The organism is Nostoc sp. FACHB-280 (assembly GCF_014697615.1).
Lineage (GTDB): Bacteria > Cyanobacteriota > Cyanobacteriia > Cyanobacteriales > Nostocaceae > Nostoc_B.
In genome coordinates, this window is sequence record NZ_JACJSD010000025.1 from 1 (window position 1) to 16,416 (window position 16,416).

General features: G+C 40.1%; 12 protein-coding genes and 1 pseudogene. 7 read left to right on the plus strand and 6 right to left on the minus strand.

The genetic code is table 11. From position 1 onward, the window contains the following. Window positions 1-128 precede the first annotated feature (128 nt). A pseudogene (locus H6G75_RS33025) lies at window positions 129-236 on the minus strand (DNA-binding response regulator); the annotation flags it as partial. Window positions 237-1,487: 1,251 nt separating this feature from the next. On the opposite strand from H6G75_RS33025, the gene H6G75_RS18420 reads away from it, so the two are divergent. From H6G75_RS18420 to H6G75_RS18430, 3 genes are all read left to right on the plus strand, one after another. Next, window positions 1,488-1,919, plus strand: a complete 432-nt coding sequence (locus H6G75_RS18420; protein ID WP_190981461.1) for a response regulator — start codon at window positions 1,488-1,490, stop codon at window positions 1,917-1,919. A 244-nt stretch (window positions 1,920-2,163) separates the two neighbouring features. After that, window positions 2,164-3,498 (plus strand): ATP-binding protein, encoded by a 1,335-nt coding sequence (locus H6G75_RS18425; protein WP_190981462.1) that lies wholly within the window; start codon window positions 2,164-2,166, stop codon window positions 3,496-3,498. Between the two features lie 26 nt (window positions 3,499-3,524). Next, the gene (locus H6G75_RS18430) at window positions 3,525-4,655 is read left to right on the plus strand and encodes a hybrid sensor histidine kinase/response regulator (protein WP_190981463.1); all 1,131 of its coding nucleotides are present in this window, start codon (window positions 3,525-3,527) and stop codon (window positions 4,653-4,655) included. Window positions 4,656-4,748: 93 nt separating this feature from the next. Here the strand turns inward: H6G75_RS18430 and H6G75_RS18435 are convergent, their stop codons facing one another. The 3 genes from H6G75_RS18435 to H6G75_RS33555 form a co-directional block, all read right to left on the minus strand. Continuing rightward, window positions 4,749-5,210 (minus strand): response regulator, encoded by a 462-nt coding sequence (locus H6G75_RS18435; RefSeq protein WP_190981464.1) that lies wholly within the window; start codon window positions 5,208-5,210, stop codon window positions 4,749-4,751. A gap of 1,030 nt (window positions 5,211-6,240) precedes the next feature. After that, complete coding sequence (locus tag H6G75_RS18440) at window positions 6,241-8,775, minus strand: hypothetical protein (RefSeq protein ID WP_190981465.1); 2,535 nt, start codon at window positions 8,773-8,775, stop codon at window positions 6,241-6,243. A 257-nt stretch (window positions 8,776-9,032) separates the two neighbouring features. Continuing rightward, complete coding sequence (locus H6G75_RS33555) at window positions 9,033-9,254, minus strand: peptidoglycan-binding domain-containing protein (protein WP_190589609.1); 222 nt, start codon at window positions 9,252-9,254, stop codon at window positions 9,033-9,035. A gap of 481 nt (window positions 9,255-9,735) precedes the next feature. Here H6G75_RS33555 and H6G75_RS18450 point away from each other — a divergent pair, with 481 nt between their 5' ends. Next, window positions 9,736-9,942: a glycogen debranching protein gene (locus tag H6G75_RS18450; RefSeq protein WP_190981466.1), complete on the plus strand. Its 207-nt coding sequence runs from the start codon at window positions 9,736-9,738 to the stop codon at window positions 9,940-9,942. A 167-nt stretch (window positions 9,943-10,109) separates the two neighbouring features. Here H6G75_RS18450 and H6G75_RS18455 read toward each other — a convergent pair whose 3' ends face one another. Next, window positions 10,110-10,796 (minus strand): Uma2 family endonuclease, encoded by a 687-nt coding sequence (locus tag H6G75_RS18455; protein WP_190981467.1) that lies wholly within the window; start codon window positions 10,794-10,796, stop codon window positions 10,110-10,112. Window positions 10,797-10,908: 112 nt separating this feature from the next. Here H6G75_RS18455 and argS point away from each other — a divergent pair, with 112 nt between their 5' ends. Continuing rightward, window positions 10,909-12,960, plus strand: coding sequence for an arginine--tRNA ligase (gene argS / locus H6G75_RS18460; RefSeq protein ID WP_190981468.1), 2,052 nt, complete (start codon window positions 10,909-10,911; stop codon window positions 12,958-12,960). 245 nt (window positions 12,961-13,205) lie between these two features. Continuing rightward, a complete protein-coding gene (locus tag H6G75_RS18465) occupies window positions 13,206-14,846 on the plus strand; it encodes a serine/threonine-protein kinase (protein WP_190981469.1) in 1,641 nt (546 codons plus the stop codon). A gap of 197 nt (window positions 14,847-15,043) precedes the next feature. On the opposite strand, the gene H6G75_RS18470 is transcribed toward H6G75_RS18465, so the two are convergent. Continuing rightward, window positions 15,044-15,253 (minus strand): capsule biosynthesis protein, encoded by a 210-nt coding sequence (locus tag H6G75_RS18470; RefSeq protein WP_190981470.1) that lies wholly within the window; start codon window positions 15,251-15,253, stop codon window positions 15,044-15,046. A gap of 264 nt (window positions 15,254-15,517) precedes the next feature. Here H6G75_RS18470 and dapB point away from each other — a divergent pair, with 264 nt between their 5' ends. Then, a complete protein-coding gene (gene dapB / locus H6G75_RS18475) occupies window positions 15,518-16,354 on the plus strand; it encodes a 4-hydroxy-tetrahydrodipicolinate reductase (protein ID WP_190981471.1) in 837 nt (278 codons plus the stop codon). Window positions 16,355-16,416: the final 62 nt, after the last annotated feature.

The window sequence follows — 16,416 nt, forward strand, 5'->3', positions numbered from 1 at the left end:
ATTTAAGTCTGTGGGATAAGACTTTCGTGCCATAAGCAATTACGTAAATACACTGCATATCAGGTATTTTAATTCTTGCCGTCATCCCCTCCTACTCGCCTTTAGATTTACTTTATAAATAGCCTCTTAGCAGCTTCTCCAATGACTTTCAACCCGCTTTGCGACTGTAATGCAGCCTTTAGCCCCATTCTGGTTAAATCGTGATCCTCAATTAAAATAATGCTGATTTCGTTCATCACTAAACTCACTCTTCTATTATTCGCGTCTTTTCAACTACGCTTTTGTCAACAAATTAATCTATGTTTTTCCAAACCAAAGATAGATGATATGGCAATGCTCTTGCATCCACCGATAGAAGTATGATTTTTCCAGATTTTTAAATGGATAGATATAAATATCTAGCCAGAGATGTATGGATATTCTACAACTCAATATGAAATATTTATCTCAATTTATCCCATTTAATAACCTTTCGTAATATTTAGCGAAATAATTAATAGTTGTTGTAGAGATATTGTATACAACGTTTCTACAAGATTTCTAGAATGTAGTTTTTCCTAGAATTGGATATATAGCAATCCTAAATGATATACAAACATCCCTCTACCTTGTCCCCCTAATCCACCTTGTCTTCCTTGTCTCTTTTGTTCATTTCTCAAATAGGACTGCTATAGCAATCCTCAATGATTTACGAACATCTCTCTCCCTTATCTACTCTGTTACACCACTGAGTCAGCCAGAAAATCTGTCTTGTCTATTTGGTTTACATATCAAATAAGTCTGCTATATTACCCTTGCTGCTACCAGAAATCTGTAGATAATCAAGTTGAAATATATAGTAACAGACAGCTTATTAAATTTTAATTTTCTCACTCACAACCTTAATTCTGAATGAATAATATTGTGCATTATCAGCTCATTCGCCAGGATGATTCTTTAGCCAAGATGAAGGTATGGCTACTCATTCCCATGATTTATACTAAGTCCCTTGCACAAAGAGTCTTCCTACTCACCACTCCCAACCCAAATTACTATCTTTGGCTCTAACTGGGAATTAACCCTAATCAAACAGTCCCAGGCTGTCCATTGTTCTATATGCACAGCCCTTGAAATTAAAATCGCAGTAGAAAGTAGGAAAGAGCATCAAAAAAATTCTCGTCACCACAGGAGGTGCAATTACGTTAGATTCTCAATCTGGTATTAGCCGTAGTTTTCACTTCACTTTGCTGAAGCGTTGAAGAGAGTCAAACGGCTCAAGCTGATGGTGCAAAACATTTGTTTACAACTCTCACTAATGGCTGAGGACAGGCATTAATAGGCTCATTTACAATGATAGTGAGCTTAAATCAGGCTTTTTCGTTTATGATTATTAAGTTATTAATTACTAATAATAAAAATATTGTAATTAACTAATTATTAATAATCAAGTTTATTTCCATAAGTGATTTAACTCATAATCACAAAAAGTTGAGTTGTTACCGAAAAACATGCTGGAAAGAGTGATTAATATATTACTAGTGGAGGATGATGAAGTTGATGTTATGAATGTCAAGCGGGCATTTAAAAAAGTTAATATTACCAATCCACTTTATCTAGCAAGTAATGGTTTAGAAGCTCTAGAGATGTTGCGGAATGAGCATGGGCAGAAATCAAGTGTACCAACTGAGCGTCGCTTGATTTTACTAGATTTAAATATGCCAAAAATGAGTGGCATAGAATTTCTCCAAGAACTACGTTCTGATCCAAAGTTATCGACAACACCTGTAGTAGTTATGACTACCTCAAATCAAGATCAAGATAGGGTACAAGCCTACAACTTAAACGTTGCTGGCTATATCCTCAAACCTCTCACATTCAATAAGTTCGTCGAGACAATGGCCACCTTGAATAAATACTGGATATTGTGCGAAATACCCTAAATACCTAAAAGTTGAGCGGAAATATGTAGAAAATAGATTTTTAAACTAAAGACTAATAATCAGAGTCAAGATAATTACCGAATTGAGATATTATTTTATTAATCAATATAATAATGTCCTTTAAAGATGTTTCTTTAATTCGTATATCCAAACTTGTAACTCCCATCTCAAACTTTTTATTTGGATAGACAGAAAATAAAAATGATAGGTATTAAACCGCATTGGACAGCGAAAATAAAAACAAATGGAAGAAACGCTGAGAATTTTGGTTGTAGACGATGATGAAGTAGACCGGATGGCAGTACGCCGTGCTTTGGCGCAAGCAGGTGTCAAAATGGAACTGTCAGAGGCTGGTAATGGCCATGAAGCACTACTAGCTTTGGCGAGTATCACCTTTGATTGTGTTTTCCTAGATTATCGCTTGCCAGATCAAGATGGTTTAACACTGATTCATCGGGTACAAGCATCAGAAATCAAAGTTCCTTTAGTGGTTTTGACTGCACAGGGCGATGAACAAATTGCAGTCGAATTGATGAAAGCTGGCGCGACAGATTATTTAGCTAAGTCACGGGTGTCTTCAGAAACATTGGCGCAAATTTTACGCAATGCTATGCGGGTATACCGTGCCGAAATGCAAGCAAATTTAGCACTACAACAGTTAAAAGAAAGTCACGAACAACTTATCCGTAAAAATCAAGAACTCGAAAGACAAAGACAACAAATTCAACTGCAAAACTTAAAGTTAATCGAAGCTTCAAGGCTAAAAACACAATTTTTAGCTACCATGTCCCATGAATTGCGGACACCGATGAATGCAATTATTGGGTTTTCGCAAATATTATTGCGACCGAAATTCGGACAATTATCGCCTCAACAAACCGATATGGTTGAGCGAATTCTCAATAATGGGAAGCATTTATTAATGTTATTAAATGAAGTTCTGGATTTTTCCAAGCTAGAGGCAGGCAGACTAGAATTAAAAGCCGAATTATTTGATTTAACGACAGTCATCAATAGTACTGTCAAAGAAATGCAATCTCTAGCAGAAGCTAAAAAATTAGCTTTGCAAGTCCAGATAGGTTTAGAAAATCCTTGGGTATTTAATGATTCAGTACGTTTGCGGCAAATTTTAGTAAATCTGCTGTCGAATGCCATCAAGTTTACCGAAACAGGCTCTATCTGGGTAGAAATTCAAGAACTGCCAGAAAATCGCCTAGCGATCGCAGTTCGTGATACAGGTATTGGTATCGCTCCCAAAGATTTTCAGCATATTTTTGAAGCCTTTCGCCAAGTGGATCAAAGTCTCACGCGCAAATATCCCGGTACAGGCTTGGGTTTGGCAATTGTCGATTCCTTGGTGCGAATGATGAATGGACAAATCTTGATCGAGAGTCAATTAGGAGTAGGTTCGATGTTTAAAGTTGAACTACCCAGACAAATATTAGCCAAAGATATAGCCGGAAAAATCCCGGCTTTAAATGTTGATGGTGAACATATTTTTTTCTCGGCTCATAATCCCCATCAATCGTCTCCCCCTTCTCGTCGTTCATCGATGAGGTATCCAAACCTGAAACTATAAATCCCTAGCACAAAAGTAAATCAATCATGTCTGTTGTGGAAAAGTCTCAAAAAGTTGATCGCATTCTTGCCGTTGATGACACTAAAGATAACCTGATCTTGGTGCAAACAATTTTAGAAAGTGAAGGCTATCACATCGATTTAGCAACTGACGGGAAATCAGCTTTAGAATATGTGGAAAAATCTCCGCCAGACTTGATTTTGCTGGATGTGATGATGCCAGGGATGGATGGTTATGAAGTTACCGATCGCATTCGCAAGAACCCAGCGATTAAAATTTATATTCCCATTCTACTGATTACAGCCTTTCATGAATCTAGTGTGGTGGAGGGACTAGATGCAGGTGCAGATGACTTTATTCGCAAACCTTTTGATACAGATGAACTACTAGCAAGAGTGCGATCGCTGTTGCGGCTCAAGCACAGTTTAGACGAACAAGACAAAATGGCTCGACAACGGGAAGACTTTGTATCGCGTCTTACCCATGACTTGCGTACCCCCTTAGTCGCCGCAGATCGAATGCTGGGTTTGTTTCTGGAAGAAACCTTCTGCAAAATTTCGCCGGAAATGAAACAAGCCATCTCCGTGATGATTCGCAGCAATAAAAACTTAATGCAAATGGTCAACACCTTGCTAGAAGTGTATCGTATGGATGCAGGGAAAAAGACCTTTAACGATGAAGTTTGCAATTTACCCGAAATAATTCAAGAAGTAGTCAGCGAATTAGCACCCCTGACGAATGAGAAAAATTTAAATGTCACAGTAGACACCAGCGGTTTAACCAACAATCCCACAGATCCTGGCGTGGTGATGGGTGATGCTTTGGAACTGCGTCGTGTGTTCAACAACCTCCTGGGTAACGCCATCAAATTTACCGATACAGGCGGAATTACAATTCGACTGTCAGAACAAGCAAACAACCCCCAAGGTAAAACCTGGGTCATCATCGCTGTGGAAGACACAGGTTATGGTATCGCCCCCGAAGACCAAGCAGGTATATTCGAGAGATTTCGTCAAGGGAAAAATAAACGCTCTGGTAGCGGTTTAGGGTTGCATCTTTCCTACAGAATTGCTGAAGCTCACGGTGGTAATATTACCGTTACTTCGGAACTGGGTAAAGGCAGCGTATTTACAGTGCGACTACCAAAAAGTATCTAAGTAAAGTGCTGAGTTACCGAAGTTGCGTGCTGAGTCGCGTACACAGAGCGGAGTCGAAGTGTACGTGCTGAGTTTTTATTCAGACTTCAAACTTCAGCCTTCAGACTTCAGCCGCTCATCATTGGAACAAGGCTCTAATTTTCCCCCCAACAGACGACGAACCACAGTTTCTAAATCTTCAATCAGAAATGGCTTGCTAATGTAGTCATCAAATCCAGCTTTGAGAATGCGTTCTTTGTCTTCTCTGGTGGCTAAAGCCGTCACTGCAAGTACGGGAATTTTATGAGTTAAGGAATCTTTCTTCAGATAACGTACAACTTCAATTCCACTGAGACTAGGTAACAAAATATCTAACATGATCAAGTCTGGCTGATACTCTTTAGCTACCAAACATGTTGAAGAACTATCTGATTGACAGATGAATTGACAGCCAAGTGACTCAAGCGCATAACTAATCAGCAAAAGATTATCATCATTATCTTCCACTGCCAAAATTAAAGGCTGCCGAGAGTGCTGCTGCTTGCTATCACTGATTAATGAATGTGCTAGATACATCTTTTCTCCAGAAAAATCAATGGGGATTTATCGTCTCTTGTGATTTTGCAGACGAGCCATCCCACAAGGGATAGGATGGAGGGAGTTGAGAATTAGTCTTGAGATTATTTTTGGGCAGTTGAGTTATGAGTACAGTCTATCTACAATCTCAAATCTAAAATATCAGATTGACAGACTTTTATAGGTTGAGCAGACACTTTTCGATTATACGCAAAATTACATAATTTGTTGGCAAAAACTTATCATAATTTGATATAAAAAAACCTAATTTAGACTATGGTCTATCTTGAGGCGATCGCTATCACAGTTAAAGATACAAACTCATAGGTATAGTTGCTCAGTAACGCTGAGTGCGATCGCTATTAATTCGCTACAAAAAATCAATCATACTCTTGCGACTGTCCGAGTTAGTCAAAGAATATTTTGTACCTTCTCTCCAGAAATTCTCGAATATTGTTTATTCAACATTCACAGTAGAAAAACTCAAAATATTGATTTGTGAGTTCGCATAATTTCATTCATACCTGCATCTTGCAATCGAATTTCATTGCTAAAAGAAAAATTTGACTATTAATACATAATGAACCGGATAAATCAGGTATAACAACCCGTTAAAGCAATTGAAAACTTAATTTTCTAATTCAATCAATGTAATTCAGCAAATTCGCAATGGAATCATCCAGCACACGTAACAGTAGCAATATGGTATCTGACTCAGTATGAATAACACCCAGCCATCAATTTAATTCGCCTAGGTATTGAGAACTACAGGCAGCAATGAATATCCAGAGTACACCTAACAGTGGTTATTATGAAACGTTGACACTCTCAGACCGTAGGCACAAAGACGCAAAGAGTAACAGAAAATTCGCTTGTTTAATAGGCATAATCTGATTTATGCAAGAGGTCTATTATTTAGCTCTATCTGCCTTGTCTTCCTTGTCCACCTTGTCCCTGAAAATTTAAAGGGTGCAAAAGTCTATGTTTTCAAGACCTTTACACCCTTACACCCGGATACCCTTACACCCATTTAATATTGCGGCTGAGTCTCAGGTGTTGGCGGATTTTGATTATAAGCTTCTGCTTCCGGGTTCGGCGCGGCTTCTGGGGTTGGCGCAGGATTTGTTTGCGGTGGCGGATTATTATTTGTCACAGCAACTTTGAATTTCGGCATTTTATATATTTTTGCCAAAGCTTCAATCAACGAAAAATCATAAACGCTCAGAGCTTTATCATCGTAACAATTAGGAGCATCGGGAGATTTTGTCATCATCTCCGGTACAAGACTTGTGAGTGCTTCGGGAACATTCTGAATATTTTCTGTATATTTCATCTGCTCAGTTGTGATGTGTGCAAAACACAAAGCTCGAATCTTCAGAGCGTCCTTGTCAGAAATTTTCAGACCATTCAACTCATCTAAATTAGACTTGAATAAACCTGCTACACCTTCAGTCCAATAACGCTGACGATATTCTTCATCCTGAAAAACAGCGTTGTCTTTGGGTGATACCATTAAATCTTTAACTGCGGCGATAATTGCGCCATTTGTGCGAGCTAATTGCGTCAAATTCAATAACTCTTTGTTGAGTTTTTCGGGAGTTTGCTCATTTTTAGCTAACAATTTGAAGATTTTCAGCGAAGCACGTTGGTTAAACAGATGAGCTTGTCTGAGGTTTTCATCAGTGATTGAAGGTTGAATCCTGGAATCTGGTGGATTTTTGAGAAAGAAATCAACCATACTGAGTCGCGCATAACGAGTCATACCTTCAATATTGTCCAGAGCCGCCGCTTTTTTGTAGTATTCTTTTGCTTTGACTATATCTCCTAAATGTTCCGCAGAATCTCCTAACCCAATTTCTACTTTTGCTTTGTCTTCATCGCTACTAATGAATTTTTTGGCCTGAAGAAAACTATCTTGAGCTTTCAGCCAGTTAGTATTTTGTAAATATCCTTGTCCTTGAGCGATATAAACTTTTCCCCAGGCGGGTAATGATGCAGCCACAGAACCTGTAATAGCTGTCATTCCAGCCGCGATCGCTAAGGCTGTGGGTGCTTGTTTGGTGGGGGGTAACTGTAAGTTAGTAAACAGTTTTTCGAGGGTTTTTCGACCACCACTAGTTAAAGCTGCTGCACCACCTGCGCCTAAACCAATGACTTGCAATACCGCCGCCATGTTTTGTGATAAGTCGGCTTGTTGAGTTTCTTGTCCTTCAACTTTCTGGAAAAATACTTGACTGCTATAGGCGGTAAACGCCGCACCAACACCTAAACAAAGCACAGCCAAAGTATTGAGTAACCAATCACGGCGTGTCCCTGGTTCTTCTTCCGAACCGACGATCGCAGGTTTGAGTTCCCACCACCAGCGATTCTGGCGTTTTAAGCTATCTTTCCATTGTCTGATTTGGTTATCTTTGTTGAAATCAAGGCGATATTGTTTTAATTTGTTGTCTAAAGCAATAAGTTGTCTTGCTAGTTTTTCGGGGACGGGTTTATTGCGATAGGCTTGTTCTAAAGCTTCTTCTACGCCATCACGCGCCAAAAGCGTTTCTAAAAGTTGATCAGAAGAAGGCGGTTTACTAGTTGCAACGATTTCAACTGTTTTTTCGTAACGTGCGATCGCTTCATTCGGTAACGGAACAGAACGGGTAAAAGACCACCACCAACTCATCTCCGGTGGTTTCAGGTTGTTTTTCCATTCATCAACAATATCATCGTTAGCAAAAGACCAAGATTGCGCTTTCAACCGCTTGTCTAATTCAATAATTTTTTCGGTTAAATGACGTGGTGGTTGCTGTTGCTTATTCCAAGCTTTTTCCACTGCGTCCCGTGCTAGTAGTACTTCTAAGAGTTCTTCCGAATTCGCTTGTGGTGGAGATTCCATCACCTGCAAAGCTGCTTCGTAACGTTGGATGGCTTGTGCTGGTAATGGCTCTGTATCGCTGAGTTCCCACCACCAAGTATTAGGTGTAGTTTTACTTAAGCTTTTTTTCCAGTATTCTAATTTACCATCTTTATTAATGACATCAGCGAGCGATCGCAAATTTTCATCTAAATCAATGACAATTTTAGCGATATGCTCTGGTAAAGGTTGATTATCACGGGAAGTTTCAATCGCGTCCCGCGCTAGTAATACTTCTAAAATTTGTTCTTGTGTCGGATGGGGAAGCGACGCTGACAATGCAGAGATAGCTTGTTGATAGCGTTTTGCCACTTGAGTTGGTGACATTGCTAACGGATATTTTAAATGCCACCACCACATATTCGGCGGTGCATTTAAACTATCTTTCCATTGTGCTAATTCATCATCTTCACTCAGCACTTTGGCTTGTGCTTTCAGTCGCTCATCTAAACTTAATAACCTCGCGTAACTACTACCAGTAGGGTTTTGATCAATTTGCCTTTTCTTCTCTACCCCATCACGCGCTACTAATACAGTCACTTTTTGGTCAAATGTTGCTTGTAAAGGCGCTTCTTCCAATGCAATTAAAGCTTCCTCATAAACATCCAGTGCTATGTCTAATTGCGATTTTGCTGATACTGAAGGTTGTCCATTTGTATGAACCATTATTTGGAGATTCCTTGACTAAGCTATATTTGTAGGAGCGATTTTATGTTTTTATATACTTTGCATTTTTTAGCATTTAGCGGCTTATTCAAAAGCATACTTTTTAAAAACATCATAAATACTAGTGCCACCGCAACGATGACACTAATATTTGTATTTGCCACAGTAAATGCTTTACCTTTTATTTTTTATTGCACTGCCAAAATCAGAATAAAAGTACATCACCTCTCAAGTTATTCTTTAAAAATCCTAATTATTTAGCAACCTTGGTTCATTAACGCATACCAAGTATTAGGGCCAACTACACCATCAGCCACCAGACCATTAGACATTTGAAAGTGTCGAACAGCATTTTCTGTCATCGGGCCAAATATACCATCAGCAGAGATAGAATAACCTAATGCTTGCAAAGTTTGCTGCACCATATATACATCTCCTGTCTCACAGCCTTGTTGCAAAAAATAACCTGGATAAGACATTTTCTCTCCTATGCTTAAAATGCGATTTTTTCGACAAGTATTTATGACTAATGATGTTATTTACATCCCTGTTAAAGAGATAGTAAAATACTTGATTAATCACAAACTTTGACTGATTGACAATTCCAAATTTCTCCATCAAATCCTATCAAAGCGACTCGATATAAATTTGATATTGTGAATTGATTTGGAATTTCATTTTCAAGAAATTAAGTATATTTTTGTTCGCTAATCAGCGAATGTCATCAGTTAAATTACGCAAGAAATATATGTCGTAAAATATTGCGATTTATTAAGCTAGTAGCTGATTTTTCAACTTACACAAAACTAATTCAGCGATCAGAATAGAAAAAACTAGGTTAAAAAACTTAAGATGGATAAATTTTTGGCATCAGCCCCATAATGAATGAGTTTTTAGCTTTGCTACTATTCTAAAATGACCAAATGCCTTGTTAATGTATAGCTTTCGAGAGGATACGCCATGACTATTTGGGTAAATGAGCAAATTGATCCATCGGGTATGATATATGCCTGCATTGCTTGTTGTAATGAGTCTCAAGCCAAAGATTGTCATGAGTCGTTTGAAAAAAATTTGACAGAGCAACAAAAAGCAGATGGTTGGATAGCTAGATTACGGATAGTTGATTCTTGGGATGAAGTACCAGTTAATGCTTTGAAACTCAATTGAGGCGAGAGGTTAGGGGCTAATTGGTGAAGTTAGTCCCTGGGATATTTTAAATTTAAAATAATCAGGCTTGTGAGAATCACGGCTGATGCAGAAAGTCTGCTTGTTGAGACTGGGGATAAGAATTTTCCTCATTTATACACTTATACCCCTACATCCCTGAACCATCTTTAAATCTCATCTGGATTAATGCCCAACTCCCGCAACCTTTTCGCCAGTCTCTCAGCACGTTCCTTTTCTTGCTGCACTAACTCCTCTGGTGTTGGTAATCTCTGTCCAGTTTCGTCATACCAATACAACCACTCGCGCGTCCTTCCCAGATAAGTACCGCGTTCTCTACCAAATGCTAAATTAATTTCTGGCATCCACACCCGTGAACCTGGTTGTAAGATGTATTCACTATTTTCTAAACGATAAACTTCTAAAGGTTCTCGTTTACGCCGATATCTCCGGCTGGGGACATAAATTGCATAATATAAAATGCCTAACTTCGCGTAGTCGATTTTTTTCTTTTCGTATTCGCCGCCGTAGGTTTGTGAAACAACTTCTAAGGCAAAAATAGGAACAATACCATCTTCTTCCCAGAGAACATAGCTTAAACGTCCCTCTTCACCAATAAAACGTTCTACACCTATGCTGAGAAACCCATCAGGTACTAATTGCGGAGTGTCGGGTGCATAATAAATCCCCATATCAACGCCGAAAAACCAATCGGTGCGTTGACTCCAGGCTAAAGCTAAAATAGCTTCTAGTAAATTGGGAATCAGGTTTTGTAGCTCGTTATCCACTGGCGTATCATCAGAATCGGGTAATTCTGCCGAGGACGGAAGGCAGCTGAGGGGGTTGTACTGTACCATGAAAATCCTCAGTTAAATTAGGTGATTATATTTTAAGGTTAAAATAATCAAGCCTTTGAGAATACCTCACTTTCAGCAGTCGCTTTTTGCCTGTCACAGATAACATTTATATATGAATGCTACACAAGAACAATTAAAAGTTAAATTTGAGCAGGCGATGATTGCTGCTTTTGGTGATGAATACGCCACCGTTGATCCGATTTTAGTGCCTGCGGGGAATCCGAAATTTGGTGACTATCAAGCGAATGTGGCTTTATCCCTAAGTAAAAAATTAGGACAGCAACCAAGAGCGATCGCTGCTGCTATAGTTGACAAGTTAGATGTTGCCCAAATCTGCGAACCACCAGAAATTGCTGGCCCCGGTTTTATCAACCTCAGACTTAAAACCGCTTACCTAGAAGCACAACTCAAAGCAATTCACGCCGACTCACGGTTAGGTGTTCCCCCAGCGAAAACGCCACAGCGAGAAATTGTTGACTTTTCCAGTCCGAATATTGCCAAAGAAATGCACGTCGGACATTTGCGTTCCACCATTATTGGTGATTCTATCGCCCGGATTTTGGAATTTCGCGGACATGATGTTTTGCGGTTAAATCATGTGGGTGATTGGGGTACACAATTCGGAATGCTCATTACTTACCTGCGCGAAGTTTACCCCCAAGCGTTAACTACCGCCAACGCCTTAGATATTGGTGATTTAGTCAGCTTTTACCGCCAAGCAAAACAGCGTTTTGATGCTGATGAAACCTTCCAAGAAACAGCACGCCAAGAAGTCGTGAGATTACAAGCAGGCGCAGAAGATACAATTCATGCGTGGAAACTGCTGTGTGAACAATCCCGCAAAGAATTTCAAGTTATTTATGACTTGCTGGATATCCATTTAAATGAACGCGGCGAATCTTTTTACAACTCATTGCTACCGGCAATTGTGGAAGATTTAGCCAACTCTGGCTTACTTGTAGAAGATCAAGGCGCAAAGGTTGTTTTCTTAGAAGGCTATACCAACAGAGAAGGTGAACCGCTACCATTAATTGTGCAGAAATCCGATGGTGGTTATAACTACGCCACCACAGATTTAGCCGCCTTACGCTACCGCATTCAACAAGATGCAGCCAAACGCATAATTTATGTAACCGATGCGGGACAAAGCAACCACTTTGCTCAATTTTTCCAAGTAGCACGCAAAGCCGGCTGGATTCCTGATGATGTGGAACTAGTGCATGTTCCCTTTGGTTTGGTGTTAGGGGAAGATGGCAAAAAATTCAAAACCCGTTCTGGAGATACTGTCCGGTTACGAGATTTGCTCGATGAAGCAATTATAAGGTTTCGCGAGACACTACAGGCAAAAATTCAGCAAGAAGGTCGTGAGGAAAGTGAAGAATTTCAGGCTTATGTTGCTAGAGTCGTAGGCATTAGTGCTGTTAAGTACGCCGACCTTAGCCAAAACCGCACTAGTAACTACATTTTTAGCTATGACAAAATGCTATCAGATAAGGGCAATACAGCACCTTACTTACTGTACGCTTATGCTCGGATTAAAAGCATAGGTCGTAAAGGTAGTATTGACTTTGGTAGTTTCATAGATAATTCTAATCAAAATCAAAAATTAACTTCTAGCTTGAAATGGAAATCTGCCATAAATGTTGGGTTAATTTTAGGAACTCTTGTTTTAGGAAAGGTAGTATTCAGTATTTTAAAATCCGTCAACGAAATTCCCTTAATCCCATCATTTTTTGAATTAGTGGGGATTGGATACAGTACTTGGTTTAGTTCTCGGTATTTGCTCAAAGCAGATAAAAGGCATCAAGTTTTTAAGGCAATTAAGAGTTATACACACAATGTTTTAAGCAAATCTTATACAGATGAACGAGAGAAAAGTAAGGTTTACCTTGTATTGCAAGAAGAAACGGAATTAGCTCTAGCTAAACACTTGTTACAATTAAGCGAAGTCATTACTGAGGTAGAGCAAAATCTACTTCCTAACCGATTGTGCGAATACTTGTATCAACTAAGTGATAAATTTAACAAATTCTATGAGCAGTGTCCTGTTTTGAAGGCAGAAGAACCACAGCGTACATCTCGTTTAGTATTGTGCGATTTAACCGCCAGAACCTTAAAACTCGGATTATCGCTGTTGGGAATTCAAGTCTTAGAAAGAATGTAGGTTAAAAAGGAAGTGTTGAGTAGGAAAGAACAACGAATGACTAAGGACAAGTGACAAATAACTACCTTGACTAGTCAGTGTTTTTCTTACCAACTTGCTTTCCTTCACCTAATTTTCAAGATGCAATGTGTGAGCCTACTGTATCATGAAAAAGATTAAGCGGTGGCAATGAGGTGGAGGCTGTTCAATTTCGGGTGGCATATATCTGCTCATTCAGGATTTAGGACTCAAAACGCAGAACATCTATGTTAGCAGGCAAAATTTTGCAGGGTGGAAAATATACCCTCACCCAAGAAATCGGACATGGTGGCTTTGGTATTACCTTTAAAGCTACACATCACTACTTAGGTCAAGATGTAGTGGTGAAAACTATTAACGAACGCTTGCGGCAACATCCAGATTTTGCCAAGTTCGAGCGCCAATTCCAAGATGAAGCTAGAAGACTAGCTACTTGTATCCATCCCAATATTGTGCGGGTAAGTGACTTTTTTATTGAAGATGGTCTACCCTACATGGTGATGGAATACATTCCTGGGGAAACTTTGGGCAATGCTTTTGTCCTACCAGGGATACCCTTACCGGAAGCCACAGCCATTCACTACATCCGCCAAATTGGCGCAGCCCTACAAGTAGTCCACAATAATGGTTTGCTCCACCGCGATATCAAACCAGATAATATTATTCTCCGCCAAGGCACTCAAGAAGTCATATTAATTGATTTTGGGATTTCACGAGAATTTAATAGTGGTGTCAAACAAACTCACACCGGCATAGTTTCCGAAGGCTACGCACCCATTGAACAATACTTGACACAAGCGCCGCGCACACCAGCTACAGATGTTTATGGTTTGGCAGCAACCTTGTATGCTTTGTTAACAGCACAGGTTCCCATGCCAGCATTATTGCGCGATCGCGAAAAAATGGCATCTCCCAAAGAATTACAACCTCATCTGAGTGCCGCCGTCAATCAAGCTGTGATGCGCGGTATGGCGGTTGATTCTCGCTTCCGTCCGTCAACCGTGGCTGAATGGTTGCAATTATTACCTGGTAGTGAAACCAAGAATATTCCCCAAAGCGTTGCCACTAATACAGTCGCCACCGTTGATTTATCAATGCAGCCAGGACGGGGAGTTTTTGGCAAGAAACACAAGGAATATCGGACAAAAAACCCGATGGCAGCCTTTACCAAAACACTAGCAGGGTCTAAAGCCTTAGTTGGTGTAGGTGTGGCTTTATTTGCCGCAAGTGCAGGTTTTGGCATCACTAGTATATTGTCCTCCCATAACAAGCCAAATTCATCTGCCACACCCCTGTTTACTAACCCAGTCACCCAATCAAAAGACAATAATTCTAATACCGAGGGTTCACAGTCTACTGCGGAAGCAAATAACACTAACAAAAATACTCAAACAACCACGGCAACCGAATCAGCCTATATTTCCAAACGCCGCCGACAAAACCGCCCAGAACCTACACCACAAGCTACAACTAGCCCTACCGCAGAAAATACTGCCGCCACCAACTCCGAAACTTCGTCTCAGCAAAATCCCGAACAAGCATCTGTTACACCGAATACCGCACCGACACCATCATTAGTAGATAAACTGAGAGCTTATCGTTCTAATCGAGAAGTTAATCGGGAAAGTGCAGGCAAGCGATCGCAAAATAACACCCCACCTGCCACCACTAATCAAACTACACCAAATTCGTCAGGCAAGCGATCGAATCCTGTAGTGATACCAGTACCACCACCTACCACAGAATCGAAAAGCCCAGATTCTTCGGCTGTAGTTGTCCCAACTGTAGAAAACAAGCAAAATTCTGCTCCTGACAGCCCATCTCCAAAAGATGAAAAGTCAACAACAGAAAGTAACACTAGTAACTAAGTAGATTGAGTGACAAATTATTTAGAAGACGCATTTCGACTCCGCTCAATGCTCAATAGCCTGACTATAATGAGGATTGAGCGCAGTAGTAACTGAGCTTTGCCGAAGTGCGAATACTTTGGCAATCTCTAGTTAGGTTTAATCCCATCCTTCTACTTATTAGTTGTAAACACGAGAATTTCAACTCAGCACTCTACTTAAGGGTTTAAGGTAAAAACGCTATCCTCTGGTGATGGTGTAGGGGCAGGGATAATAAAGGGTAATATCTGGGGGGGTTCAGATGTAGTCGCAGCGTTAGATGGTTGTAACTGTCCAAAACGAATGAAAACACCAATTCCCAAGCCAAAACAAAAGCAAAAACTAATAAAACCAAAAGAAAGTAATTGCATCAATTTTTGGTTTGCCATAATGCACTCCTCAAAAGATGGTATTAGTTTACTGCAACAAAACCGAAACTTGGCAAGGGTGTGAGGGCAAAATCAAGTCAAAAGTAAAAAGTTAAAAGTCAAAAATTCTCTGATTTTTGACTGCTGACTTCCCTATAGTGGTGTTCAAGACCCTTCCCTTACACCCCTTCACCCTCAAACCCCTTCACCCAATTTCCACAGACAATCTTAGTGCGTAAGTAGTTTACTATGGACAATGGATAATTGACCATTGACCATTGACTTATGACAAATCAAACTCCGATTCCGGTGATTATTAACGGTGCTGCTGGCAAAATGGGTCGTGAGGTAGTCAAAGCAGTCGCCCAAGCACCTGATTTAACTTTGATGGGTGCAATTGACCGTAACCCCGAACTTCAAGGTAAAGATGCTGGGGAACTTGCCGGTTTAAGTGAACCTTTAGAAGTACCAATTACTGACCAATTAGAACCGATGTTAGGGTACGTGGCGGGTGAGCGACAGCTACCACCAGGAGTCATAGTAGACTTTACCCATCCTGATTCAGTGTATGACAATGTACGAAGTGCGATCGCCTATGGCATTCGTCCGGTTGTCGGAACTACAGGCTTAAGTCCCGCACAAATTCAAGATTTAGCTGACTTCGCCGAAAAAGCCAGTACTGGTTGCTTGATTATTCCTAATTTTTCCATTGGGATGGTGTTACTCCAACAAGCCGCCGTCACCGCATCGCAATATTTTGACCATGTAGAAATTATCGAATTGCACCACAACCAAAAAGCTGATGCACCCAGTGGTACAGCAATTCAAACTGCTCAGTTACTAGCAGAAATGGGTAAAACTTTTAACCCTGCAATTGTCCATGAAACCGAGAAAATACCGGGAGCTAGAGGCAGCCTAGCTGATGAAGGGATTAGAATTCATAGTGTACGCTTGCCAGGATTGATCGCTCATCAAGAAGTAATTTTTGGTGCTGCTGGTCAAATTTATACCTTACGCCATGATACAAGCGATCGCGCCTGCTATATGCCCGGTGTATTACTGGCAATTCGCAAAGTCTCACAGTTAAAGTCGTTAGTGTATGGTTTAGAAAAGATACTTTAAAAGAAGAATGCAGAATGCAGAATTCAGAATCCAGAATATTCTGACTCCTGAATTCTGACTCC